The sequence below is a fragment of the Brevibacillus porteri genome, assembly GCF_003013475.1.
Taxonomy (GTDB): domain Bacteria; phylum Bacillota; class Bacilli; order Brevibacillales; family Brevibacillaceae; genus Brevibacillus; species Brevibacillus porteri.
The window spans coordinates 78,474-103,602 of the sequence record NZ_PXZO01000067.1 but is presented as its reverse complement, the minus strand read 5'-3'; the positions used below and the strand labels follow the sequence as shown (position 1 = coordinate 103,602).

At 48.0% G+C, this 25,129-nt stretch carries 23 protein-coding genes; 2 read left to right on the top strand and 21 right to left on the bottom strand.

What is annotated here, in order from left to right:
* Nucleotides 1–52: 52 nt before the first annotated feature.
* Nucleotides 53–1,831, bottom strand: a complete 1,779-nt coding sequence (locus C7R92_RS29700; RefSeq protein WP_106836626.1) for an SgrR family transcriptional regulator — start codon at nt 1,829–1,831, stop codon at nt 53–55.
* 98 nt (nt 1,832–1,929) lie between these two features.
* Between C7R92_RS29700 and C7R92_RS29695 the strand changes: the two genes are divergently transcribed.
* Nucleotides 1,930–3,213: an MDR family MFS transporter gene (locus C7R92_RS29695; protein WP_106836625.1), complete on the top strand. Its 1,284-nt coding sequence runs from the start codon at nt 1,930–1,932 to the stop codon at nt 3,211–3,213.
* Between the two features lie 27 nt (nt 3,214–3,240).
* On the opposite strand, the gene C7R92_RS29690 is transcribed toward C7R92_RS29695, so the two are convergent.
* From C7R92_RS29690 to glmU, 12 genes are all read right to left on the bottom strand, one after another.
* Nucleotides 3,241–5,376, bottom strand: a complete 2,136-nt coding sequence (locus C7R92_RS29690) for a GDYXXLXY domain-containing protein (RefSeq protein WP_106836624.1) — start codon at nt 5,374–5,376, stop codon at nt 3,241–3,243.
* A 110-nt stretch (nt 5,377–5,486) separates the two neighbouring features.
* On the bottom strand, nt 5,487–5,780 hold the full coding sequence (locus tag C7R92_RS29685) for an RNA-binding S4 domain-containing protein (RefSeq protein ID WP_012683879.1): 294 nt from the start codon (nt 5,778–5,780) through the stop codon (nt 5,487–5,489).
* Nucleotides 5,767–7,239 (bottom strand): bifunctional methyltransferase/pyrophosphohydrolase YabN, encoded by a 1,473-nt coding sequence (yabN, locus tag C7R92_RS29680; protein WP_069852643.1) that lies wholly within the window; start codon nt 7,237–7,239, stop codon nt 5,767–5,769. Before yabN ends, C7R92_RS29685 begins: the two co-directional genes overlap by 14 nt.
* 9 nt (nt 7,240–7,248) lie before the next feature.
* Nucleotides 7,249–8,913: a putative polysaccharide biosynthesis protein gene (locus tag C7R92_RS29675; RefSeq protein WP_069852581.1), complete on the bottom strand. Its 1,665-nt coding sequence runs from the start codon at nt 8,911–8,913 to the stop codon at nt 7,249–7,251.
* Between the two features lie 109 nt (nt 8,914–9,022).
* Nucleotides 9,023–9,565, bottom strand: a complete 543-nt coding sequence (spoVT, locus tag C7R92_RS29670) for a stage V sporulation protein T (RefSeq protein ID WP_069852578.1) — start codon at nt 9,563–9,565, stop codon at nt 9,023–9,025.
* Nucleotides 9,566–9,800: 235 nt separating this feature from the next.
* On the bottom strand, nt 9,801–10,868 hold the full coding sequence (locus tag C7R92_RS29665) for a peptidylprolyl isomerase (RefSeq protein WP_069852576.1): 1,068 nt from the start codon (nt 10,866–10,868) through the stop codon (nt 9,801–9,803).
* A 40-nt stretch (nt 10,869–10,908) separates the two neighbouring features.
* The gene (mfd, locus tag C7R92_RS29660) at nt 10,909–14,457 is read right to left on the bottom strand and encodes a transcription-repair coupling factor (RefSeq protein WP_106836623.1); all 3,549 of its coding nucleotides are present in this window, start codon (nt 14,455–14,457) and stop codon (nt 10,909–10,911) included.
* A gap of 146 nt (nt 14,458–14,603) precedes the next feature.
* The gene (locus C7R92_RS29655) at nt 14,604–14,834 is read right to left on the bottom strand and encodes an anti-sigma-F factor Fin (protein WP_007726431.1); all 231 of its coding nucleotides are present in this window, start codon (nt 14,832–14,834) and stop codon (nt 14,604–14,606) included.
* 61 nt (nt 14,835–14,895) lie between these two features.
* On the bottom strand, nt 14,896–15,465 hold the full coding sequence (gene pth, locus C7R92_RS29650) for an aminoacyl-tRNA hydrolase (protein ID WP_017246944.1): 570 nt from the start codon (nt 15,463–15,465) through the stop codon (nt 14,896–14,898).
* A 105-nt stretch (nt 15,466–15,570) separates the two neighbouring features.
* Nucleotides 15,571–16,179: a 50S ribosomal protein L25 gene (locus C7R92_RS29645; protein ID WP_017246943.1), complete on the bottom strand. Its 609-nt coding sequence runs from the start codon at nt 16,177–16,179 to the stop codon at nt 15,571–15,573.
* A gap of 89 nt (nt 16,180–16,268) precedes the next feature.
* On the bottom strand, nt 16,269–17,219 hold the full coding sequence (locus C7R92_RS29640; RefSeq protein WP_017246942.1) for a ribose-phosphate diphosphokinase: 951 nt from the start codon (nt 17,217–17,219) through the stop codon (nt 16,269–16,271).
* A gap of 22 nt (nt 17,220–17,241) precedes the next feature.
* Complete coding sequence (glmU, locus tag C7R92_RS29635; RefSeq protein ID WP_106836622.1) at nt 17,242–18,627, bottom strand: bifunctional UDP-N-acetylglucosamine diphosphorylase/glucosamine-1-phosphate N-acetyltransferase GlmU; 1,386 nt, start codon at nt 18,625–18,627, stop codon at nt 17,242–17,244.
* A 196-nt stretch (nt 18,628–18,823) separates the two neighbouring features.
* On the opposite strand from glmU, the gene C7R92_RS29630 reads away from it, so the two are divergent.
* Nucleotides 18,824–19,840, top strand: a complete 1,017-nt coding sequence (locus C7R92_RS29630) for a CobW family GTP-binding protein (protein ID WP_069852569.1) — start codon at nt 18,824–18,826, stop codon at nt 19,838–19,840.
* A gap of 47 nt (nt 19,841–19,887) precedes the next feature.
* Here the strand turns inward: C7R92_RS29630 and spoVG are convergent, their stop codons facing one another.
* The 8 genes from spoVG to rnmV form a co-directional block, all read right to left on the bottom strand.
* A complete protein-coding gene (spoVG, locus tag C7R92_RS29625; RefSeq protein ID WP_007719936.1) occupies nt 19,888–20,175 on the bottom strand; it encodes a septation regulator SpoVG in 288 nt (95 codons plus the stop codon).
* Nucleotides 20,176–20,367: 192 nt separating this feature from the next.
* Nucleotides 20,368–20,748 (bottom strand): RidA family protein, encoded by a 381-nt coding sequence (locus C7R92_RS29620; protein ID WP_017246939.1) that lies wholly within the window; start codon nt 20,746–20,748, stop codon nt 20,368–20,370.
* Nucleotides 20,749–20,754: 6 nt separating this feature from the next.
* Nucleotides 20,755–21,588 (bottom strand): pur operon repressor, encoded by an 834-nt coding sequence (gene purR / locus C7R92_RS29615; protein WP_007719934.1) that lies wholly within the window; start codon nt 21,586–21,588, stop codon nt 20,755–20,757.
* A gap of 55 nt (nt 21,589–21,643) precedes the next feature.
* Nucleotides 21,644–22,522, bottom strand: a complete 879-nt coding sequence (gene ispE, locus C7R92_RS29610; RefSeq protein ID WP_069852567.1) for a 4-(cytidine 5'-diphospho)-2-C-methyl-D-erythritol kinase — start codon at nt 22,520–22,522, stop codon at nt 21,644–21,646.
* A gap of 214 nt (nt 22,523–22,736) precedes the next feature.
* Nucleotides 22,737–22,916 (bottom strand): small, acid-soluble spore protein, alpha/beta type, encoded by a 180-nt coding sequence (locus C7R92_RS29605; protein WP_017246937.1) that lies wholly within the window; start codon nt 22,914–22,916, stop codon nt 22,737–22,739.
* Nucleotides 22,917–23,033: 117 nt separating this feature from the next.
* On the bottom strand, nt 23,034–23,306 hold the full coding sequence (gene veg / locus C7R92_RS29600) for a biofilm formation stimulator Veg (RefSeq protein ID WP_069852565.1): 273 nt from the start codon (nt 23,304–23,306) through the stop codon (nt 23,034–23,036).
* Nucleotides 23,307–23,522: 216 nt separating this feature from the next.
* Entirely contained in the window at nt 23,523–24,416 is an 894-nt protein-coding gene (gene rsmA, locus C7R92_RS29595) for a 16S rRNA (adenine(1518)-N(6)/adenine(1519)-N(6))-dimethyltransferase RsmA (RefSeq protein WP_017246936.1), read from the bottom strand.
* Nucleotides 24,417–24,419: 3 nt separating this feature from the next.
* A complete protein-coding gene (rnmV, locus tag C7R92_RS29590; protein ID WP_069852640.1) occupies nt 24,420–24,968 on the bottom strand; it encodes a ribonuclease M5 in 549 nt (182 codons plus the stop codon).
* Between the last annotated feature and the right edge of the window lie 161 nt (nt 24,969–25,129).

Below are 25,129 nucleotides of genomic sequence, written 5' to 3'. Positions count from 1 at the left end.
CTCCTTCTCTACAATTTCCTTACTATGATAGGAAATGTTCGGCAAGAAAGGGTTACAGACTGGTAACGAATGATTTAACCCACAGTTTGGAAAAGTCGATCCATCCAAACGAATCGACCGCAATTCCTTGCAAAGCGGGATGGTAGTGATCGAATCGCTTCGCATGGTACAAGAAAAGCAGCCACGCCTCATCCCTAAGTGTGTCCTCCATCTTTTCCAAAGCACGCATACGTTCTTTACTGTCCTGTAGTTGAAGAATTTTTGACATCCGCTCCTCAACAATCGCCAACCTGTCATCGTCTAAAAAACGATGCACCAAGGAGCATTTGTTTTTGTATATCTCCATCAGCCCCAGCTCGATATCACGTTGCAGGACCTCCCCCATCATAGCCATATCAGCATGTTGAGCTGTATCGTACGACAAGAACTGATCTTTCGTGATGCCCTGCAATTCTAGCTGAATGCCAACCAGCTGACACCTCTCCTGAAGCCATTCTGCTTCTTCTCTCATTTTCTTCGCGTCGTTGAAACTCAACAAGACAGCCTCGCCCTGATATGCACTTTTTTGTAGCCAATGAGCCGCTTCCTCTATGGTATGTGAGGAAAAGTACATGCGTTGGCTTCTCTCCGGCAAAAAGCTTCCGGCAGGCGTAAACGTCTCTTTTTTCAAGTCTCGAATCATTTGCACGGGGTCGATCAGAAGTTTGATTGCTTGGCGAAAAGCGAAGTCGTGCTGAATACCGGGCTTTCGAAAGTTGAAGTTCAGATAGTGACAGCCTACCTCTTGAACCTCCAAAGATTTGCTATCATCTTCCGTCGCTTCATCCTCAGCCAGCGAAAGTTGATACCGTTGCTTCGAAGAACTTGATCCCGGTACTCGCCAGATTTCTACTCGATCCAGAATCGCCCGCTCCCGATAATAGTCGTCGAACGCTGCCAATACCAACCGATCCTCTGTAAATTCGACCAGCCGAAACGGGCCTGTCCCTACAATCGCAGACTCCGAAAACGGCACATCATGCGGCAAAATTGACATCCCGATGCAAGATACCAAATGCAAGAAAAAACCGTTTGGCTTCCGTAAATGAAAAGTAATGGCTCCGTCATTTCGCTGTTCGATCCAATCGATATCGTCCACTTGCCAACGATACGGTGAATCCAGCTCAATCAGTCGCTGAACGGTATAGGCTACGTCTTCTCCTGTCAGTACACGACCATGGTGAAAGCGAACTCCTTTTCGTAAATAAAAGGTCCAAGCAGTCATATCCAGATTACTTTCCCAAGCGTAGGCTAGCTGGGGCTTAAAATCTTGTGTAGCCAAATCGAAAATGACGAGCGCATGGCAGATTTGCTGGATAAAATGACTCTCCGCCGCTACGGCTACGAATGCGGGGTCGATGGTTGAAAAAGCTCGTTCACGCGGAATACGTAAAATTTCCTGACGCCTCTTCTCGTTCTCTTCCGCGACAAATCCGAATTGACTGTCCCACTTTTCCTGCAAAAGCCGCTTTGCACCCGCAGGCAAATTTTTATGATGCAAAAGCTGCACTGCTTCCCCAATGTTTCCGTCCATCAATAGCTTCTGAAAGTAACTGGCCAAAAAGTCAGTGATATCGCAGAGAATCGTAAGTCTCGAATGATTGCCCCGTCCTACGCCTGCCTTCCATAAAAGGAGCCCCTCACTCTCCCATTTGCGCAAAATCAGTTTCACATTGCGGGGCGTACAGCATAAAAGCTGGGACAACTCTTGTATACCGATCTTTTGTTCGCGCCCCGTCTCCCATTCTGATAACCCGAGTAGCATCTGCATAAAGTGCTCATTGCTTTTCATAAGGCATCACATTCCTTAAAAGGTGAAATTCACAGAGGAATCTTACCCTTTTTCTTCTCCTTTTCATAGCTACAATTGGAAAAAAGGAGGTCGTCCCCATGAGCTTTTCGCAACTCCATCCCAACATCCGCATACGAATCGTGACTTCCTTTCTGACACGTCTGGTAGGAAATATGATCTTCCCTTTTATGGCCATTTACTTTTCTGCCAAGCTCGGTCCTGCTATAACAGGGCTCCTGTTAGTCCTGACCGTATGTGCGCAAATCTTGATGGGCTTCTACGGCGGCTACCTGGCTGATCGGTGGGGCAGAAAAAAAGTGATGGTATACGGACAATGGATTCAGTGCTTCGCTCTCTTCATCATGATGGCAGCGAACTCCCCGTGGCTCGATTCTGCTTGGCTCACGTTTGCCATGATGCTCGTCCAGAATGCGAGTAACGGAATGATTAACCCCGCCGCAGATGCGATGCTCATCGATGTCAGTACGAAAGAAAACCGAACGTATATGTACGGCATTAACTACTGGTCCAACAACTTATCGATTGCACTAGGTTCCGTAGTGGGAGGTCTCTTGTTTGCTACCCATCGTTTCGAACTGCTCCTCACGCTTACCGCTATCAGTTTTTTCATACTTGTGATCATTTCCTTTTGTATCAAGGAATCGTACCAGCCGAAGCCAATGAACCATGTCGGAACGGGGACAGGTATCTTACGGGATATGGTCGCAAGCTACAAGCTGGTAATGACTGACCGTCGTTTCATCCTCTTTTCACTAAGCGGCATGCTCATCTTTGCACCAGAATTTCAAACACCTAACTACATCGCTGTCAGACTTGCTCAGGAGTTTGCCCCGCAGAGCTTTGACTTGTTTGACTGGTTTTCTGTTGAACTGACGGGCATCAAAATATTCAGCCTGATCCAGCTCGAAAATACGCTGCTCGTGGTATTGTTCTCTCTTGCCGTCACCAAGCTCATCGAACACTTGAAAGAAGCTCCTGCCTTGTATACAAGTGGGCTGATGTATATTGCCGGGTACTCACTGATCATGTACAGCAACTCCCTTATCGTTATCCTGGCCGCGGTGCTTATAAGCACGATGGGCGAGCTGATTCACGCTCCCATTCGCCAAACCTATCTGGCGCAAATTGTAAAAGATGATTTGCGTAGCTCTTATATGGCTGTGAACGGACTCGTTGTGCCTGGCGCTCGGATCATGGGGGCAGTCGGTATCACTTTGGGAGCTGTCCTCCCGTCCTATCTAATGGCACTCCTCATCTTTTCGCTGGGGATCGTAGGCGTTATGCTCACCCGTTCGATCGTGTTGCCAATGGATTCCAAAGAACGTTTACTTCCCCACACAAAAGAAGAAGCTGCTCGATGACACAGGCAGCTTCTTCTTTTGTAATGTCTACTGGTTCGACAGGCTCTCCAGGATGGCATCGCCTCTCTCACCAATTTTCACAATAGCGTATTTGGCATTCCGCTCGACTTCAAGTCCGGTTCCTTCTGGGACAAAATAGCTTTCTATGCCGTATTCCACCTGATTGCCACCGATTGAACTTCCATTAATCACCACATCCGATGGCTGAGGCTCGTAGGCTCGATTCCATCGACCATCGATCTCATAATAGCCACTGTAGCTGTGCAAGCCATCTGCTTTTTGGCGGAGTACGACTCGAATCTTATCCCCTGAGTCAACCTGTTCTTGGCCCAGTGTAGAAATGGTGTAGCCAAGTCTGACGTAATCACCTTGCAGTAACGAACGCGGATCGATTGGAACCAGCTCCAGCTTCACCGTTTTTCCGTTGGCCAGGATCGTTTCACTGCTCCATACTTGATAGCCAATCAAAACAAATTGCAGCAAAATGACAGGAAGCAACACAAACGCTTTTCTCACAAAAAGGGAAGGCTCGCTTCTCGGCCACTCGATTTTCGACCTTCGATCCCACCACAGGGTAGCGATGAAAAACACCAGGCTGAGCAAAAGCAGGCTCAGTGACTTGTGCAGCAAGCTCCATAGCATGTCGTAGTACTTCATGAGGAGAAAGGCAAACCAGAAACCGAGTACAATACCGAATCTCACCTTATTTTGCTGATGCAATGTCCGATACAACAAATACGTGCTGACTGCGAAAAAAGCCAGATTCACTACCACATTCATGGAGCCCGATTGAAACCCTTCCTCTGTCAGGATCAAAAGCGAGAGTAAGGCGTACACCAACGAGCTGTTTTGCAAAACGGCTGGCAATTGTTTTACGTAATGCATCGCCAACTGCGTAGCAAATATGATCAATAGTACATATTCAAAGGAAGGCAGGTACTCGTCCAGCTTCGTAGCCAGGACGCCTAAAAAAGTCAGCTGTGTCAAAAGCCGCGCCGGAATGGCAGGGACAGCTTTCCACACGTATAACAGTACCAACAGGAAAACGATCCAGTAAGCTCCTTCTAAAAACAGAACAGAACCGACACCCAATATATACCCCATTGTGAGCAGTGTATATCGTACCGTTGCATTCATCCCACTCATAAACACCACAGGGCCAATAAAGCCAATTAAGGAAAGGAAAAACAGCAAATCAATAACCGTTTCCTCTTGAATGATCAGAAAAAGCAGACCTGCTATCGAAATAGCTCCAATAGATGCGGCAATGGTCGTAACGAGAACCGTAAATGCCTCTTGAAAAAACACAACCCATTTGCTTTTTTGATACGCTGATTCCTTGCGCAGCCAATTAATCCCTGCAACTGCTCCCCAAATAATGACTACGGTCAGCAGCAGCATCAAAACAAAGAAGCCTTCTGAATAATACTTCACCATGTAGGATATGAATTTAACGAGCACAAACAGCGAGAGCAGCGAGGCTGTCACAATCAGAAGCCCGCGACTCGGCACCCACTTTAAAAACGTGACAAACAGGATGCCCCCGGTAAGGACATATAAAAGCTCAGGAAACGGACCGTATACATCCGTGAAAGCTGACCAGAAAAGACTGACGGAAAAGGTCAGAAAGGATAAGTAGTAGATCGGTTTAGAATGTAATCTTCCTGTCGTGGTTAGCCAGAACAAGACCATATTTCCCAAAGCAATCAACCAAAAAATCATGAACCACCACTCGTCTTCACGCGCTACATGAATGACTGATGGATGGAGAAAGAAGTAAATGGCCAAATGAGCGAGGACATAGCTGATGACATAGAACGGCTGATAGCGCGTGAAAACCGCAAATAACAAATTCGGAATGAGCCATACGACGAACAGCATGTAGCTATCAGCATGACTATTGTATATTTGCCCCAACAAAGCCACGCTGATGCCAAAGGCCAAGCCACCAGCCACCAGAAGCCAATTGCTCAAAAACGTATGACGTTTGATGAAACGCAGTCCATAGGATAACAAATAAAAAAGAACGAGGATTGCCACACTGACGCCGATCTTTTGCTCCCTGACCATAAGCGGCCAGTTCGAGGCAAAAAAGTACAGGATAGATGATAACAGAAGCGAAATAGACAAAAAGTAGCCCGTTCGAACTCCGTTTTGTTGCACACAGCACACATCCCTTCGGAAATGCCTTCAGGTACTCTCATTATATCCTTTGCTTGGAAAAAAAGCCTAAAAAAAAGACTGCCATCCCGGCAGTCTCTTTTCGTTGTACATTACCCTTTGAGGTAGGCGTCTTCTTCTTTTTCATCACGCGGAACGGGAACTTCGCCAATGACGGTATACAGCGAAGCCGCTTCTTCCTTGCGCGGGTTTTCCTTAATGTCCTCTACTTTTACCGACACGATTTTTTGTCCGAAACGGATCGCCAGCTTGTCGCCGATTTTCACGTTACTGGACGCCTTTGCAGGGCGATCGTTGATTTCCACACGCTGTTTGTCGCACACTTCTTTTGCGAGCGTGCGCCGCTTGATCAGTCGAGACACTTTCAAATATTTATCTAGTCTCATGTTTGGCTTCCTCCCACCATTTGTCCATCTCTTGCAGGTCTGTCTGCTCGAAGGTACGACCCGCCTCTTGCAGCTTGCCTTCAATATAGGAAAAGCGCTTCTTGAACTTGTTGTTGGTCAACGCGAGGGCTGCTTCCGGATCGAGCCCCAGGAAGCGCGCCAGATTGACTACCGCAAATAGCAAATCACCCAGCTCGCCAGCGCGTTCTTCTTCTGATGCTTCTTGCAGCTCGCGGTACTCCTCTTCTACCTTTTTGTACACGTCTGCAATATCGTCCCAGTCAAAGCCGACTTGGGCTGCTTTTTTCTGCAGCTTGTACGCATACATCAGTGCTGGCAAATCACGCGGTATTCCCGCCAACTGTGATTGAACCGTTACATCGATGCCTTTTGCTGCTTTTTCCTGTGCTTTGATCTCCTGCCAATTCGCCAGTGCTTCCTCAGAATCATTCGCGCTCTTTTCCCCGAATACGTGCGGGTGGCGGCGAACTAGCTTTTCATTCAATGTCGCGACAACATCATCTACCGAAAAATATCCGTCTTCGGCTGCCATCTGCGAATGCAGCATGATTTGCATCAACAAATCACCTAGCTCCTCACACATCGCATCTGGATCATCGTCGTCGATCGTCTCCAAAACCTCGTACGTCTCTTCAATCAAGTTTTTGCGGATGCTTTGATGTGTTTGCTCGCGATCCCACGGGCATCCATCCGGACTGCGCAGGATCGCAACGATCTCCTTCAAGTAGGAGAATTGGCGGTACGATACCTTCTCATCCTTCGTCGGCGGTACATACACCAGGGACAAATTCCCGAAATGATCGAGTCTGTCCAGTTCATACAACGGCACTGTCTCAATGATTTCTTGCCCCGCTACCCCTACGGCAGTCGCTACCGTCACCTCGTAATCGTCCGGCAGCACTTCCATCAAGGTCAGCTTCACATCAGAAGCCACAAAGGCATCGTACACTTGCGCGATAATCGTATGCAGACCCGGAGATACTTGATGAGCAGCGAGCGCCGTCCCATCTAGCAAAGAGAATCCCTCGATCGGGTCGATATGTAGGCGGGCAAACAACGGATCGATAAAGCTCTGTCCACCGCCAATTTCGATCTCTACTCCACGTTTTGGTCCCTCTGCCAACAACAGCTGCACAGTACGTTCCGCCACCAAAGGATGGCCAGGCACGGCATAGACAAGACTGCCTGCTTCGTTTACCTGTGAAAAAAGTCGCTCCACAATATCGGTGTACACATCGGAAAACGTATCGTGCTGCTCATATACAGCATCAAAGGACTCAATCGCGATGCCTTCTGCGATCAACTCGGCTACGACCGGATGCTCTTTCGTGCGCAAATACAGCTGTTTGGCAGCTTTGAGTGTACGATAGATGCCATAAGGGAGCTGGTCCAAATCTCCGGCACCAAGACCGACCACGGTAATGGTCTTATTCTTCATTTCCACTCGTCACGCCTCCTTTTCGTTCCTTCTCGCTTTCTCCGCTGGGAGGAGCTTATATTTCGTTAATAGCGAAGCAATTCGCTTTCCTTTTGGCAAAAATTGAATATCATTTCTCGTAAGTCCACCCGTTTTCAAAAGTGCCAGCAAATAGACCAATGCTCCTGAACCGACAGCAATCAAGCCTACCAGCGTATGGAACAAGCGATTTGAAAGTCCGGCACTGCCGAGCACTGTATTAGCGAGCCACTCGACCAGCAACACGACAATCGACATCACCACGACGGAGATGAATGGCTTTTTCACCGTTTGGCGGAATCCGATTTGTGCCCCCGTGTATTTGCTTACCGCAAGAACGTTCAGTCCCATGGCGACCAAATAAGCTAAAACGGTGGACACTGCTGCACCAGAGATGCCCCAGAACGGAACGAGCGCCAGATTGAGGATGAGCTTCACCAATACACCAATAAACAAGTTGCGGGCAGGTCGCATTACACGTCCCAAGCCTTGCAAAATCCCCGCGCTGGCAATACTCACCGTGGCGAAAATAATCGTGAAGGACTGTACAGCGAGGGCCTCGGTACCGTTGCTGTCTCCGTAGAGCATGACGTTGATCGGCTCCGCCAACAGAGCAAGTCCAAAGGAAGCAGGCAATCCTAACAGGAAGGTCAGTCGAATCGCTACTTCGGAACGATGAGAGATCAATTGATGCTGGCGCTGGGCAACAGCTTCACTGATCGCAGGCACTAATGCCAGAGACAAGGACGTAGCGAAAAACGTACCAAACTGAATGAGTGGCTGACCACGGTCAAATGCACCCTTCAAAAGCTTGGCCATGTCCTCCGGGGTCCCGCTCCATTGCAGCATATTGACGACGGTCATCGAGTCTACAAGCGGAACAAGCGGCAAAACCAGTGCACCCATACAAATCGGAACGGCATAGGTCAAGAGATGACGTAATATCTGGCGATTGGTCCACGAATTCGCGGTTGATTGCTGCACTTGATTGATGGTCGTTAGCCCCATCTGCTTGTCTTTTCTCCAATACCAAAGCAAGACGAGAATAGCAGCAATGGCACCTGGAAAAGCAGCAAAAACGGCACCTGTACCAGCCATGTACGGATCCTGATACATGTTCATCGCCCAGAATGCAGCGACCAAGATGAAAATCACGCGAATGAACTGCTCAGCAACCTGAGAGACGCCAGTCGGCATCATATTTTGATGCCCCTGAAAATAGCCGCGCAAGATCGCAACCATCGGCACCAACGGGAGTGACCAAGCTACCGCTCGGAGCGGGGTAATCAAATGCTCATCACCCATCATACGGGCAATCATAGGTGCCCCTCCATATAACAGTAAGAAGAAAAAGATCCCGAGAACAACCAGCGATATACTGGCTACTCGAAACGCCCTGCGCGCCCCGATCGCATCCCCGACAGCGACGCGCTCTGAGACGATCTTGGAGATGGCGATGGGAAAACCCGCCGTCGCCAGAATCAACAACGTGGTGTACAGCGGGTATACTTGCATATATACGTACAAGCCGATATCTCCGGCAATGTTTTGGTATGGGATGCGGTATACAGCGCCTAAAAGCTTGGAGACAAGACCGGCAATTCCAAGTATCGCCGCGCCTTTCACAAATTGAACGGAAGCCTTTTCTTGAGCCATGTGCGTGAAATTTCTCCTCTCCAACCTAAAACTTCGTTCATTATACCACAAGGCCATAGGCACAAGAAAAACAGCCCCGGGGTACGAGGCTGTTTTTGCTGATCCTATCCTACTGCTCCATCTGCTTTGCCAGGAAACCGGCCGCTGTTTCCGACATTTTGATCTCCAAATCACTCATCTTGGTTGACTCGTTTTTGTTGAGGAGGATCACGGACCCGATTGGATCGCCTCCTGCTACAATGGGTGCAACGACGAACGAGCCCATCGTTTCGTTCATATCACGACAAATTTCATAAGAGCCTGCGTTTTTCTCCAGTCGGGTTTTTCTTTCCTCCAAGCATTTCTCAACAATACTACCAATGGGTTTCTCCAAGTATTCCTTTTTGGAGGCACCTGCCACAGCAATGACAGTATCTCTGTCTGAAATCAGTACGGTATGATTCATGCTTTCATACAAAGAGTCGGCGTACTCTTTTGCAAAATCACCCAATTCTCCAATTGGTGAATACTTTTTGAGAATGACTTCTCCGTCACGATCCACAAAAATCTCAAGCGGGTCGCCCTCACGAATGCGCAGTGTACGACGAATCTCCTTAGGAATCACGACCCTACCGAGGTCGTCAATTCGACGAACGATACCAGTTGCTTTCATGTCTTGTTGCCTCGCTTTCCCTGAGAAGTGGGTAGTGAATAGATGGTGGTTGGTTAGTTGTATTTTTTCCTCAAATTCTAAGTTTAACTATGGGTGATGGTATTAATTTTTACCAGTTACCTCAATTACTCTCCCCCGGGTGGTAGCGAGTGATAATAGTATTTGCCCATGTTTGAAGAATATGCGAGAAAACGAAAAAACAGGGAAACGAATTCCCTGTTTTTCTTCGGACTTCTTATTTCTTCGCCGGAGCGTCGTTTTTGGACTGCGGGATGTTGAATTTCGTAATGAGCTTGTCCAGCTCGTTCTTGGCGAAAGCATCATAGGCTTTCTCCAAAGAACTCGCGCGGAGCTGTTCTTTCATCTCATCAAAGGTCTTTTCTTTGCGATTCTCGACCTTAATAATATGGTAACCAAAATCAGTTTTTACTGGCGGGCCAACTTCACCGACTTTTTGTGTCAGGGATGCTTCTTTAAATTCTGGTACCCATTGCGTTACATCCGCATTTTCGTACAAGCCGCCAGACTCCTTGCTGCCTGGGTCATCTGTAAACTCTTTTGCCAGCTTCGCGAAGTCTTCACCCTTTTTCAGGCGCGCTACCAAGTCGTTGGAGATTTTCAACGCCTCTTCTGGTGTGCGCTTTTCGGTAGAGATCAGGATGTGGCGAACAGAAGCAACGGTACGGGAAGCTTTGTCCATTTGATCATAGGTTTGCTTCAGCGTAGCATCGTCGATATTCTTTTTCATCACATTGATGGACTGGTTGATCAGGTTCATCTGATTGACGATCATGTCCTTCGTTACGCCTTGACCTTCCAAGAGCTTGGTGAACTGAGCTTCATCCTTGCCCAAAAAGCCCATGTACTGCGTTTTGATTTTCTCGAAGGTTTTCTCAGCGAGTTCTTTGGCCTCTTTTTTCATGGCATCGTCAGAACGGCTAGCCAAAACCTTGGTAGCTGTATACTCACGCGCAAAAGCTTTCAGTGAGTTGCTATCTGCCATTTCAATCATGGTACCTTGTTGTGGGTTCATGAAGTTAATGACACGCAGGAACTCTTCGAACTCATTTCCTGTTACAGTTCCTCCTTGATACTCCACAATGACCGCTTTCGGGTCTGCTGCGTAAGGCAGAGTGAGTTTAGGGAATTGTACCAAAGGATCATTAGCAGCTTGATTGCTGCCATCTGTCTGATTCGCTGGAGTTTTTGATTCTTGTTTCGCTTCTTCTGCTTTTCCGCCGCAACCAGTCATGAGTGCAACGACCAGAACAGCCGAAGATAGAATCGCTACAGAACGTTTCATAAATAAGGTTCTCCCTTCCCGGGCAAGCCCATTTTGTCAGTTAAGACACGGGGCTTTCCGTACCGGTGTCTCTTCGCACCTGGTGAAATTGACGCAGCAGCTTTTCAACCAACTGCACGCCCTCATCTTCTTTTAACCCCTTTACTTTAACAGCAATAGTGATCTGTTGTCCACCCGACAGCCCAACCCTCTTGCTCCAGTTACTGGTAAGTGCAAACAAGGCTCCACCATCGATGTTGTTGTTCTGACTAGGGTGCAGGAACAATTTAATCTCGTCTGGATTCTTTTGGCTAATTTCGGTGATGTGATGCTTCAGGGCATACACACGCAAACGGGAAATGGTCAACAGATTATCAACTGGCTTCGGAACTGGTCCAAAACGGTCTAGCAGCTCCTCTGCCAAATCGTCGACGTCTTCCAATGTAGACACCGCGACAAACTTTTTGTACATCTCGATTTTTTGTCGGCTGTCCGTAATGTACATCGACGGAATATAGGCATCCAGTTGCAGATTAATCTCCACAGGTGTGACAATTTCGTGTTTGACTTCGCCCTTTAGCTCATCAATGGCCTCTTTCAGCATCTGGCTGTACAAGTCGAATCCGACCGTATTAATAAAACCATGCTGCTCCGCGCCCAGCAAATTACCGGCTCCACGAATGGACAAGTCTCGCATCGCGATCTTGAAACCAGAGCCGAGCTCGGTAAATTCCTTGATGGCTTGCAGACGTTTTTCCGCTACCTCTGTCAGCACCTTGTCCCGTTGATACGTAAAGTAAGCGTACGCAATTCGGTTGGAACGACCTACACGTCCACGCAGCTGATACAGCTGGGACAAGCCCATTTTATCTGCATTGTAAATAATCAGCGTATTGACGTTCGGGATGTCCACCCCGGTCTCAATGATCGTCGTGCTGACCAATACGTCAAAATTCCCTTCCAAAAAGTCGAGAATGACGCCCTCCAGCTCACTTTCGTTCATCTGCCCATGCGCCACAGCGATGCGCGCGTCAGGAACGAGCATAGAAATCTGCTCCGCCATCTGTTCGATTCCTTGTACTTGGTTGTAGAGGAAGAACACTTGACCATCACGAGCCATCTCACGCTCAATCGCTTCGCGAACCAAAGCAGGGCTGTAATCCATCACATACGTCTGCACCGGAAAACGATTTTCTGGCGGAGTTTCGATAACAGACAAATCACGCACACCGAGCATCGACATGTGCAAGGTACGTGGAATCGGCGTAGCGGTCAGTGTCATAACATCCACATTCGTTTTGATCTGCTTGAGCTTTTCCTTGTGGCTCACACCGAAGCGCTGCTCCTCGTCTACGATTAACAGACCGAGCTCGCGGAATGTCAGGTCTTTGGAAAGGAGACGGTGCGTACCGATGACGACATCGACTGTGCCTTCCTTCAGTCCTTTTAACGTGGCATTCTGCTCTTTGCGCGAACGGAATCGACTCAATACCTCCACGCGGATCGGATATTCCGCAAAACGCTCACGGAACGTCTCGTAATGCTGCTGAGCCAGAATCGTAGTTGGAACCAAAACGGCTACCTGTTTTCCGTCCATGACAGACTTGAAGGCAGCACGAATCGCAACCTCTGTCTTCCCGTAACCCACGTCCCCACAAACGAGGCGATCCATCGGACGTTTGCGCTCCATGTCCGCTTTGACTTCAGAAATCGCGCGGAGCTGGTCTTGTGTTTCCTGATACGGGAACATCGCCTCAAATTCACGCTGCTCTGTCGTGTCGGGAGAGAATGTATGACCGACAGCTGCTTCGCGTGCTGCGTACAGCTTGATCAAATCTTCAGCGATATCCTTCACAGACGACTGGACTTTATTTTTGACCCGTTTCCACTCGCTGCCGCCCAAGCTGTAAATCTTCGGCTGTGCCTCTTCGCTCGCCACGTACTTCTGCACATGGTCGATTTGATCAATCGGAACAAACAGACTGTCTCCTGCTGCGTATTGAATATGAAGGTAATCTTTATGAATTCCGAGAATTTCCTTGGTTTCAATTCCGAGGTATTTCCCAATCCCGTGATTGACGTGGACGACGAAATCACCGGGCTTGAGCTCAAGGTAGTTTTTGATACGCTCGGCGTTGTTCATCGTCTGTTGAACTTTGCGTGCCTTGCGCTGTTTTGCTGTAAAAACTTCGCCTTCCGTAATAACGACCAGCTTGTTTAATGGCAGCTCAAAGCCTGTCTGGAGATTTCCTAAAATGATCGTAGGACGCCCCGGAGGCACCGTTTCCACTGCATCAGTTAAAACATCCGCTTCCATTTCGTAGTCATGCAGGACACGCTCCAGTCGCTTTGCACGCTCCAAATCAGCTGCGACAAAGACGATCTGATCCTGGGACTTCTTCCAACGAGCCAGTTCTGTTTTCAGTACGTTCATCTGTCCATGGAAGTTTTGCATGGTACGACAAGTCAGATTCACGATGTTTTGCGGCTGAGTCTTTGGTGATTGTCTCAAAAATAGGGAGAGGTAAACGATCTGGCGCTTTTTCGTCGATACGATCTCGTCGTACGTGCGCGACAGGCTGAGATTGGACATATATTCGCCCTGGATGATGCGTCCTGTCAGCCATTCCCCTTCTTCTTTTTGCAATTGCGCTGCCGTATCCAACACACGGGAAGGCTCATCAACGATCAGCAAGGTATCGGAGGGCATATAGGACAATAAGGTATCACCCGTCGGGTAAATGACAGAGATGTACGAATACAGCTGTGCAAAACGCTGTCCTTGCTTCATTCTCTCTGCATCAGAGCCGATTCGCTCCATGACTTTTTCCTTGGCAGCCCCATCCTTCAAATTGGCGATGGTTTCTCCCAGCTTTTGTTCCAAGCGAACAGCCGATTCCTGCAATAACGGAGTCGAAGCGATCATTTCTTTTGCCGGACCGAGAATATAAGTCTGGACGGATTCTAGTGACCGTTGGGAGAGCATGTCAAACGTACGGATCGAGTCGATCTCCACATCAAACAGCTCAATCCGCACCGGCCACTCCGAATCGATCGGATACAAATCGATAATTCCACCGCGAATACTCATTTCTCCCTTGCGCTCGACCATGTCCACTCTCTCATAGCCAAGCTCAATACATCGGAGTAAAAAGGAATCAATATCGAGCTCATCACCGACAGATAACTGAATTTGTGCTTCCTTCCATACTTGCGGGGGAACGACTAAGCGACGCAAGCCAGCAAATGGTGCAACCAAAAAACCCGTAAAGCCTTGGGCCAGACGGTTGAATACATGAATTCGCTGCGCCAGCATTTCAGGGCTGGCAATGGCAAGCTCAGAGCCAATCAGCTCATTACCGGGATAAAGCAACACCTGATCAGAGGGAACTAACTCGATCAAATCTTCGTATACTTTTTGTGCTTGGTACATGTTATGCGTCACTACGCAGACCGGACGATCTGACATTTGTTGCAATGACGCCATCAATACTTGCCGGGCGGAACCAGCTAAGCCAGAGACAAGCTGCTCTTGAAGCCCCTTCTCCAAACCAGCCACGATTGTCCCGACATTCGTGTCCTGTTTCATCGGGTTAATGATGACTTGCATTCACTAATCCCCTCTCTAATTCTTCTGTCAACTAAAAGCAGAGCCTCGCTTACGTTCACAATAACCGCAGGTCAGCCATGCGAAAAGAAGCCTTAGCTCCCCAAGCTAAGGCCTTGTCAGTGCAAGCCTTCCTAATGCGTATCCACTTATTGAAGTGGGTTTCCGACTAGCGAAAGCTCTGGATGCTGAATCAGCGCTTCACGGCAATAGTCGCACGTGATGCTGACGACCGTATCTCCACTTTGTTCTCTCGATATTATAAGAGCACGTTCCTCCGGGGTCAAGGAATCAAACCCGAGCTGCGCTTCTGTTACTTGCGATTCGTCAAATTCTGCAATCTTCATGCCGCAACAACGACATGTATAGCGTATGCTCATGCACATACCACCCCCATACTGTTCCTATTGGTTAGTATGGACGATTGGGTGGGAAATCATACTACTTCTTCAAGCTGTTGTAATGGTTCATGACCTTTAAAAACGACTCTCTTGTCCACATGGCGCATGCTTCAGCAGCCACGCTCACCGCTTCTTGAATGTCGGCTCTTTCCGCCACTGGAAACGTATTCAAAACATAGTCGCTGACGCTCCGCCCTGGTTCAGGACGGCTGATTCCTACCTTGATTCGTTTAAACTCCTGTGTGCCCAAATGCTGAATCATCGACTTGATGCCGTTGTGCCCACCAGCACTGCCTTTTTCTCGCAGACGAAGATGTCCGGTCGGCAAATCAAGATCGTCGTAGATGACAACGAGATCATCTGGAATCAGCTTGTAAAACTTGAGGACTTCCGCTACCGATTCACCTGAGAGATTCATGTACGTCTGCGGCTTCACCAGCAGCACCTTCTCGCCTTCGATTCGGCCTTCGCCAACTAGTGCACGAAACTTGTTTTGCGTAACAGGAATTCCCCATTTGTCGCTAATCTTATCTATGGCCATAAAGCCAGCATTATGTCTGGTGTCTTCATATTTTTTCCCGGGATTACCCAATCCAATTATGACTTTCACGCTTTTTCCCTCCCACTCTCTCCCCATTGTACTCGAATGGTTACGTGAACAAAAGTAGAAGGGCAGAGATGAAATCACCTCGCCCTTCTTTTTTATGCCATGATTTTATTCGTTAGCGGTTCCTGCTTTTTCGGCCACTGCCTCTGCTTCTTGCTCCGCATCAATCGATTCTTCGGACTTGACCTTAACTGGCAGGACACTGATCAGCACTTCCGTGGAATCAAGCCCCAGCTCCACTCCTGGCGGGACTGTCAGATCCGCTACCAAAACGACATCCCCGATGTTGAACCCATCTACATCGACTAGGAACGATTCTGGTATATTACCTGGCAAGCAAGTCACTTCCACACTATGGCGGACAAGAGTAGCCACACCCAACTCCGGATCTCCTGTCATGAGGACAGGTACGGACGTGTGTATTTTTTCATTCATATTGATCTTCTTAAAATCTGCATGCAAAATGTTTCCCTGCAAAGGATGCCGTTGCAGCTCATAAACCATGACATCGTGCGTGTCCCCGTCTACACTCAACCGAAATGGCTTATTCGTCGTCTGATGACGCAGGGCCGCATCCAGTTCTCTTCCTTTGAGCTGAATTGGCTTATTGCCCACTTCGCTGCCGTACATAATACCGGGAACCCAGCCTTCCTTGCGCAGTACCTTTACAGCATTGCCTGTCTTTTTTTCACGAGACTGTGCCTGTAATTGTTCCACAAAAAAACCTCCTTCGGACTGCTAGTAAAAGTTTCCTCACTAGCTTGTCCATCGGAGGTTTAGTTCAATCCCCTACAGGGGATTGTATATTAATCGAACAACTTGCTTACGGAAAGCTCTTCGTGAACACGAATGATTGCTTCACCAATGATTGGCGCTACCGAAAGAACGGTAATCTTATCGATAATTTGTTCTTCTGTCAGCGGGATCGAGTTGGTCACAATCAGTTCCTTGATCGTCGAGTTAGCAATACGCTCGATAGCAGGACCAGACAGAACTGGGTGCGTGCAGCATGCATATACTTCACGTGCGCCTGCTTCTACAAGTGCACTTGCAGCTAGTGTGATCGTTCCAGCGGTATCGATAATATCGTCGATGATGATCGCTGTTTTGCCTTCGATGTTACCTACGATGTTCATTACTTCGGCTACGTTTGGTTCTGGGCGGCGTTTGTCAATAATGGCAATAGGCGCTTCCAGACGTTCTGCCAATTTACGAGCACGAGTCACTCCACCGTGGTCTGGAGATACGACAACGATATCTTTCAGACCTTTTTCAGAGAAGTGTTTACCCAAGATAGGCACACCCAGCAGATGATCAACTGGAATATCGAAGAAGCCTTGGATTTGTGTTGCGTGCAGATCCATCGTAATCACACGTTGTGCACCTGCAGTCTCGATCAGGTTAGCAACCAGCTTGGCTGTGATTGGATCACGTGCACGTGCTTTGCGATCTTGACGAGCGTAGCCGTAGTAAGGAATTACCACGTTAATACTCTTAGCCGAAGCGCGCTTCAATGCATCGACCATGACCAAAAGCTCCATCAGATGCTCATTAACGGGAGCAGATGTTGGCTGAATGACAAATACGTCACAACCGCGAACGCTTTCATTGAGTTTGAGTTGGCATTCGCCATCACTAAAGCGCACTACTTGTGCGTTTCCGAGTGGTACACCGATGTGTTCGGCGATTTCTTTTGCCAGTTCCGGGTTTGCGTTGCACGTAAATACCTTCAGTTTTGGGTCGCGGTAGTTAGCCATGATCTTCTCAAGAACCTCCCGTTTATGATTGCTTTTTGCCCTTGCGAGGCATTTTGTTCGCGTAATCGATCTTATTGACTTGACGCTCACGTGCGATCGCAAGCGCATTATCCGGCACATCTTGGTTAATGGTCGAGCCAGCAGCTACATAAGCACTTTGTCCAACTGTAACGGGCGCCACCAGATTGCTGTTGCAACCGATGAATGCGCCGTCTTTTACGGTCGTTTTATGCTTCACTGCCCCATCGTAGTTGACGGTAATCGTTCCACAGCCAATATTGACTTCGTCTCCGATCTCCGCATCTCCTACATAGCTGAGATGAGGAACCTTCGTACCGTCACCAATTTTCGCATTTTTCAATTCCACGAAATCACCGATTTTGGCATTGCTTCCAATCTGTGTTCCTGGTCGAACATAAGCAAATGGCCCAACAGATGAGTCGCTTTTCACACTCGAATCAACCATTACCGAGTAAGAAATGGTCACGCCACTCGCTACTTCCACATTCGTCAGATCCGCTTGGGGTCCGATTACACAATCAGCTCCCACGGTTGTTTGTCCACGCAGGAAAGAACCTGGGTGGATCACAGTATCTGCCTCAATCTTCACATCAGTTTCGATGTACGTAGAAGCTGGATCGATGATTGTCACACCATTTCGCATGTGACCAGTCATAATACGTTTTTTCATGTAGGCTTCTGCTTCGGATAGCTGTACACGATCGTTCACACCCATCGTTTCCTCCGGGTCAACCGCTTCGTACCCAACTACCTTTTCACCTGCCTCACGCAAAATACCGACAACGTCTGTTACATAGTATTCGCCTTGTGCGTTGTCATTTTTCACTTCCGCCAAGGCTTTCCATAATTTTCGGTTGTCATAGCAGTATATGCCCGTATTAATTTCTCTGATCGCCCGTTCCGCTTCTGTAGCGTCCTTATGTTCCACGATTCGCAATACTTCGCCCGCCTCATTGCGCACGATACGCCCATAACCTGTTGCATCAGGTAATACGGCGGTTAATACAGTTGCAGCCGCTTGCTGCTCCTCGTGATAGGTCAGCAAGGCCGACAACGTAGTCGCTGACAAGAGGGGAACGTCGCCATATAAAAGAAACGTAGTTCCTTCTTTATCCTGTAAAAACGGCGCTGCCTGCGAAACGGCATGTGCCGTTCCCAACTGTTCTTCTTGCAGTGCATAAGTGATATCCTCGCCTAGCTTGGCGCGGACAGCGTCAGCACCATGACCTACGACGACAACGATATCCTGAACCTGCATGGACGCCATCGTATCGACTACATGCTGAACCATAGGCTTTCCGCACACAGGGTGCAGGACTTTGTACAGCTTCGATTTCATCCGTGTACCCTGACCAGCAGCCAGAACCACGGCATGGATCTTAGACATGTCAACCCTCCATCGTAGAAGTTCCACAATGACTATATCCTAATTCATATGTGAATTTCAAGACAATCGATACAGGATTATCCCTGATTCCTTGCATTGCCAGTAGTTAGACACAAGGCAGACAACATTTAATTTTCTGACAGAAATGTGATATATTGTTGGGCGAAAGAGGTTATTTTGAAGGAGGTAGGATTAGATGAGCGCAGAGGTATACTTGCTGACTGGGTATTTAGGAAGCGGAAAAACCACCCTTTTGCAACAATGGCTGACTCATTTGCGCATCACAGACCAGAAAGTAGTCGTCTTGATGAATGAAATGGGGGAGGAAGATATTGACGGGGAACAATTGCAAGGCTTCGGCTTTCCTGTCAAAAAAATGCTCGATGGCTGCATTTGCTGCTCGATCAAGGGCGAGCTGACGGAGGGCTTGAAAGATATTATGAACGCCATTGCGCCAGACCGAATCCTCATCGAGACTACTGGCGTAGCCGATCCACTTGATGTCATCGATACGATTACCCATCCAGAGCTGTATGATCGACTAGAGTTAAAAGGGACCATTAGTGTTGTCGACGCCTCTCGCTTTCTGGACCTCAACTCACGATTCTCCTCGACTGGCACTCTGGTCAAAACGATTCGAAACCAAGTGCGTTACGCAGACCTGCTTCTTTTGAACAAAACCGATTTGACCAGTCCTGATGTCATAGAGCGGGTCCGTCAAAAGCTCAGTGAAATCAATCCGACTGCACCCATACACGCTACTGTTCAGGCGGAAATAGAAGTCTCCCGGCTTTTGTCTGTCAAACGCACCGTTCGTGAGCGACCGCTCGACAACGAGACAAACCGCCCTATTGCCGTACAGAAAAGCATCGGCCGAATGTCCACGATGGACAGGCTCAAGCAATCCCTCGGCCTAAAAACAAGCCAGCCCTCTCTCTACAATAGTATCGAAACATTTTCCTATGTATTCACCGGACCAGTAGACGCGAAAAAATTCGAGGACTTCCTATACGATCTCCCCAAAAACGTCTATCGGGCAAAAGGTTACGTCCAGTTTCACGGAAAGCCCGAGCTGATCTCGTTTCAACATACCGATAATCAGGTGCTCCTGTTCCCTTTTGAAAATTTCGGACCAAAAATGGTGGCTGTTTTCATCGGGGAAGGCATGGACCGAGAAATTATTTTGAACGACCTAAAAAAATGTTATGGTTAACGGACGCCGAAGCACCCTGCCGCAAGTGACAGGGTGCTTTGTGTGTTTTAAGCACCAGCTTCGATAGTGCTTTCTTCTTCTTGACCTACGCGGTCGTATTCTGTGAGAACTGCTGCCTGGATTTTTTCACGGGTAGTCGAAGAAATCGGATGGGCAATATCACGGAATTCTCCATCTGGTGTACGCTTGCTCGGCATAGCTACAAACATACCATTGTTTCCGTCAATGACACGGATATCATGAACCACAAACTCATGGTCAATTGTAATGGATGCAATCGCTTTCATCCTACCATCCGTATTCACTCGGCGCAGCCTTACGTCTGTTACTTCCATCTAGTTCACTCCCTTTATCTATGTAACGCGTTTAGGATTATTTCCACTCGCTGGGTAAATATTCCTGCTTACCATTATGCAATATTTGAAAAAATATATAAATATGTTTATATGTCATTTTTTGGAAATTTTCTACAATCACACAAAAAAATAGCCTAATGCGCGTGGCATCAGGCTATTTTCCAATTTTTCCTATTCGATATAAGCTACAATTTCGATTTCGACTTTTACGTCGCGCGGCAGACGTGCCACTTCCACAGTGGAACGAGCTGGCTTGTGATCGCCGAAATAGTGGCCGTACACTTCATTCAGTTGGCCAAAATCATTCATGTCCTTGATGAATACAGTCGCCTTCACTACGTTCGTCAGGTTGCCACCGGCTTCTGCTAGTACTGCTTGAATGTTGGAAAAAACCTGATGGGTTTGCTCCACGACGTCACCTTCTACCAAAGTGCCGTCAGCACGCAGCGGAATTTGACCCGATGCAAAAAGAAATGGACCTACCTTCGCAGCTTGGCTGTAAGGACCAATAGCGGCAGGAGCCTTGTCAGTTGAAACAAAAGAGATTGCCATACCTATCTACTCCCCTCTATTTTCAAAAAAACTGCCTAGCTCTATTTCAATTTGCTTGCCCTTGAAGTCTACATCCTGCAGTTTTGCAAGCGATACATATTCATCTACCAAACGCTCAGAAACATCTGCTGTTGTTTCTACCAGTACGCCGCACCCTACTACGGTTGCACGGAATTCCTGCAACAGATCAATCATGCCCCGCAATGTCCCGCCAGCTTTCATAAAGTCATCCACAATGAGGACGCGAGACTGCTCGGCCAAACCGCGGCGAGCGAGTGACATGGTTTGAATTCGTTTACTGGAACCCGATACATAGTTAATGCTCACTACTGAACCTTCCGTCACCTTGTTGTCACGGCGCACAATCACAACAGGCACATTCAGAAACATAGCCGTCGCATACGCAAGTGGAATCCCCTTTGTTTCCACCGTCATAACGACATCCACATTTTTATCCGCATAAGCGGTTGCAAAGAGCTTTCCGATCTTCGCCATCGTTTGTGGATTCCCGAGAATGTCGGACATATACAAGTATCCACCTGGCAAAAGTCTCTCTGGATTAGCGAGTTGACCGATCAGTTCGCGCATGAAGTGAAGGGCCTCTTCCGTTTTGACCTGTGGAATATACTTCACTCCGCCTGCCGCTCCCGCCACCGTTTTCAACAAGCCTACCCCTTGGACTTCAAAAGCCTCTTTAATGATAGACAAGTCTTCACTGATGGATGATTTCGCTGCGCCGTATTGTTCCGCGAACAGAGTGAGAGGAGTCAGCGTATGGGGATGGGCGAGCAAGTGCTGCGTCATATCAACCAGACGTGCACTTCTGCGCAATTTCTTCATGGCTCTTCCTCCAAAACCGAATATTATGCTGATAATGTATCATTTCCATACGGGTTTATGCAAGTATTTCCCCATCTTGAGCGCCTAACATTCGGACAACAAACACATCTTTGACAAAACCTCGCAACGCGTTGTAGATCCGATGTACTTTCGCTTCCTTTTGCACAAGAGCAAACACAGTAGGGCCGCTGCCAGACATCAGGACACCATCTGCCCCCGAAGCGACCATGAGATCCTTGATCTGTCTTACTTGTGGATGAAGCGAGAGCGTGACGTTCTCCAACACATTCCCAAGAGATTGGCACATGAGTGAAAAGTCTTGAGTCGCGATGGCTTGCAGCATTTGTTGGGTATCGGGATGATTATCGATCTGGGCCACACGCAGGTTTCCGTATACATCCGGGGTAGATACTCCGATAGGCGGCTTGGCTAGAATGACCCAGCACGGTGCAGGCGCTCCCAGATGCGCAATCTGTTCGCCACGCCCTGTCGCCAGCGCTGTTCCTCCATAAACGCAAAACGGCACATCAGAGCCAATTTCTGCTCCGATTTTAGCCAGCTCATCTCTGGTCAACCCGAGATTCCACAATTGGTTCAAGCCGCGTAGTGTTGCTGCTGCATCACTACTGCCACCTGCCAGTCCAGCCGCAACCGGAATTTGCTTGTCGATATACAAGTGTACGCCCTGGCGTACTTGAAATTTTTCTTTCATGAGCGTTGCCGCTTTATATGCGTGGTTACGGATATCATCCGGTACGAAGCTGGCAGAACAGTCCAGCGTAATCTCACCATCTTCGCGTAGAGTCATGTCCACACGATCTGCCAAGTCTACGGTTGTCATCACCATTTCCACTTCGTGATAACCGTCCGGCCGTTTGGCAAGCACGTCGAGAGTCAAATTAATTTTGGCCGGAGCTTTGACCGAGATACGCACGTAATTCACCTCTGCCTACTTTCTAAATTTCCTAGTCTCTTATTGTAGCATAGCCAATCTCTCCCATGCCACTTGATCAATTAAAAAGAATAGGATCGAGATCATTATGGGTATTTCGAAAATTCAGCTCTCTTTACAGAAAAAAACCGGGTTGCCCCGGCCTTGTCAACGAGTGTTTATATGGTGAGAAACGTCCGTACGATCAAACCAAATGCTACAATCGCTTAGCGGCTAATGCTTCCTCAGCAAGCTGAACAGCACGCTTGACCATGTTACCCGCATCCCGTGTCGTGATGCCTCCCCAACCCTCGGCTTTTACTGTATCGTAAAACCCAAGCTCTTTGGCCAGTTCCATCTTAAACTGCTCTGACATCAGTCCTCGTCTGCGACCCATAGCACCCTCCTTCTCGTTGACAGGCTTAGTGTGCTCTATGCTGCTCTTTTTATTGCCTCAACCAAATGTTCAGAGCTTTTCGATATAAAAAACAAAACAGTAGAACCCAAAAGGGCTCTACTGTTGTACAAATGTGATGCGGATGTGCTCGTTTTCGCGGCACACCGTCAATTCTACTGTTTCCGTCAAGATGTCAGCATAGCTGTAAGATACCCGCTCAAAGAGTTGGTCGTCATCCAGCTTTACCACAAACACAGATGGGTAAGTTTCTTCGAGGATGCCACTACGTTCAACGGTTTTGCGGCGACCGCCATTAGCCTTCAGCAGGATGCGCTCACCGATGTGTCCGTCTAAACTGCGTTTAATGTCAAGTAACGTGTTTCTTGCCATTGTTCCATCCACCTCGCTTACATCTATTATAACAGCTCACTTATATTTTGTCAAAGAAATAAAAAATTATAGCAACCCTGTAGATATTTTGTCAACGGGGTTTTTTTCATAAAAAACGTAGATATTTGTCAAAAGATATGCATAAAGGGCATAAATACGCAAAAACCCCCATTCTTGGGTGATCTCGCCCAAAAATAAGAGGGTCGTCTACACGATTTACGTAATCAGTCCGCGGCGCATACCTTCGTTCGCTAGGCGGGCAAATTCGTCCAAACTGAGTGTTTCACCACGTCGAGTCGGATTGATCCCGATGTCAGTGAGCATCTGTATTACTTCATCCTTTTGGGTTTTAGGAAACAGTCCGTTCATTAGGTTGTTCAACAACGTCTTACGGCGCTGTGCAAACGAGCTGCGTACCACCCGGAAAAACACATCCTGGTCGTCTACTTCCACTGGAGGACGATCCCTTACCTTTAAGCGAATCACTGCCGAGTCGACATTCGGACGCGGAATGAACACACTTGCAGGCACAATCATCGCTACTTCTGTTTCTGCATAGAATTGAGCTGCGACTGAAAGAGAGCCATAGTCTTTCGTTCCTGGTTTGGCTGCAATTCTCTCTGCCACTTCCTTTTGAATCATGACCACGATGTTTTCGAGGGGCAATCTCTCTTCCAGCAGCTTCATCAGGATGGGTGTCGTCACATAGTAAGGCAGATTCGCCACTACGCTCAGCTTTTCCACTCCTGTCATCTTTTCTTCTATTAACTTCTTCAGATCTAGCTCCAGTACGTCCCCATGAACGACTTCAATATTTTCATAGGGTGACAGCGTGTCCTGCAAAATAGGCAAAAGACGCTGGTCGATTTCGATCGCCATTACTTTTTTGGCTGCTCGTCCCAATTGCTCCGTCAGCGCACCGATACCGGGCCCAATTTCAATCGCTCCCTTTTCCTTGGTAAGGTCTGCCTCTGAAACAATGTTATGTAAAATGTTGGTGTCTATCAGGAAGTTCTGGCCCAGACTCTTCTTAAAAGAAAAGCCGTACTTCTCCAATATTTCTTTTGTACGCGTAGGTGTCGCAATATCCTTGCCCGCTATTTGGGTCATGGCTTACTTCCTCTCTTTGTTGATAGCCGTAATGGCCGCTTCGAATTCTGCTCGACTGATTTGGAAGGCATTGAGCCGCTGCAGCATTTGCTTGGCGTTGGCGTATCCGATCCCCAATGCTTCTCCCAGCTTAATTCTGCGATCTTTAGCATCTACTCCGGACGTAAGACCATTTGCCAACAGATCGTCTGAGGTAATCTCTCCAGCCGTTTCCGCCATTTCGGTACGTACCTCTGAAAGCGCACGAATAATCACGTCAGGTGACGCGTTCTCAACGCCGATGTCGCCCTTTTTGGTCCCGTCCTCCTGGGTAATAAATGCGTGCTTGCAGCCTGGAACCGACTTGCTGATAATTTTTCGGATGCGCTCCCCTTGATAATCAGGGTCTGTAAAAATAATAACACCGCGTTTTTGTTGCGCCAGCCTGATTTTTTCAATCGTTCTTTTATGAATGGCAGAACCACCAGTTTCAATCGTATCAGCATTAACCGCACGCTTGATTGCTGCGGTATCGTCTCGTCCTTCCACCACGATGACTTCCTTGATCTTCATCATGTGCTCCCACTTTCGTACAAAGTCGGTACGATACTAGTGTTCCAAAAAAAACCGTACCCAAAGCCAAAAATACATGAAACATTTGGTAAAAAGGATCGTCTAACTAACAAACAGCTTATCACAATAACCATGTAGGAAACAGAAGAACAGGAGCAATC

Coding starts and splice junctions, on each gene's coding strand:
- C7R92_RS29700 (WP_106836626.1), bottom strand. CDS start 1,831: ATGAAAAGCAATGAGCACTTTATGCAGATGCTACTCGGGTTATCAGAA.
- C7R92_RS29685 (WP_012683879.1), bottom strand. CDS start 5,780: ATGAGACTAGATAAATATTTGAAAGTGTCTCGACTGATCAAGCGGCGC.
- mfd (WP_106836623.1), bottom strand. CDS start 14,457: ATGCAAGTCATCATTAACCCGATGAAACAGGACACGAATGTCGGGACA.
- spoVG (WP_007719936.1), bottom strand. CDS start 20,175: ATGGAAGTAACAGACGTAAGGCTGCGCCGAGTGAATACGGATGGTAGG.
- yabN (WP_069852643.1), bottom strand. CDS start 7,239: ATGAAGAATAAGACCATTACCGTGGTCGGTCTTGGTGCCGGAGATTTG.
- C7R92_RS29630 (WP_069852569.1), top strand. CDS start 18,824: ATGAGCGCAGAGGTATACTTGCTGACTGGGTATTTAGGAAGCGGAAAA.
- C7R92_RS29620 (WP_017246939.1), bottom strand. CDS start 20,748: ATGGCAATCTCTTTTGTTTCAACTGACAAGGCTCCTGCCGCTATTGGT.
- C7R92_RS29665 (WP_069852576.1), bottom strand. CDS start 10,868: ATGAAACGTTCTGTAGCGATTCTATCTTCGGCTGTTCTGGTCGTTGCA.
- C7R92_RS29640 (WP_017246942.1), bottom strand. CDS start 17,219: ATGGCTAACTACCGCGACCCAAAACTGAAGGTATTTACGTGCAACGCA.
- rnmV (WP_069852640.1), bottom strand. CDS start 24,968: ATGAAGATCAAGGAAGTCATCGTGGTGGAAGGACGAGACGATACCGCA.
- rsmA (WP_017246936.1), bottom strand. CDS start 24,416: ATGACCCAAATAGCGGGCAAGGATATTGCGACACCTACGCGTACAAAA.
- glmU (WP_106836622.1), bottom strand. CDS start 18,627: ATGTCTAAGATCCATGCCGTGGTTCTGGCTGCTGGTCAGGGTACACGG.
- C7R92_RS29695 (WP_106836625.1), top strand. CDS start 1,930: ATGAGCTTTTCGCAACTCCATCCCAACATCCGCATACGAATCGTGACT.
- C7R92_RS29605 (WP_017246937.1), bottom strand. CDS start 22,916: ATGGGTCGCAGACGAGGACTGATGTCAGAGCAGTTTAAGATGGAACTG.
- C7R92_RS29675 (WP_069852581.1), bottom strand. CDS start 8,913: ATGGCTCAAGAAAAGGCTTCCGTTCAATTTGTGAAAGGCGCGGCGATA.
- spoVT (WP_069852578.1), bottom strand. CDS start 9,565: ATGAAAGCAACTGGTATCGTTCGTCGAATTGACGACCTCGGTAGGGTC.
- C7R92_RS29655 (WP_007726431.1), bottom strand. CDS start 14,834: ATGAGCATACGCTATACATGTCGTTGTTGCGGCATGAAGATTGCAGAA.
- purR (WP_007719934.1), bottom strand. CDS start 21,588: ATGAAGAAATTGCGCAGAAGTGCACGTCTGGTTGATATGACGCAGCAC.
- veg (WP_069852565.1), bottom strand. CDS start 23,306: ATGGCAAGAAACACGTTACTTGACATTAAACGCAGTTTAGACGGACAC.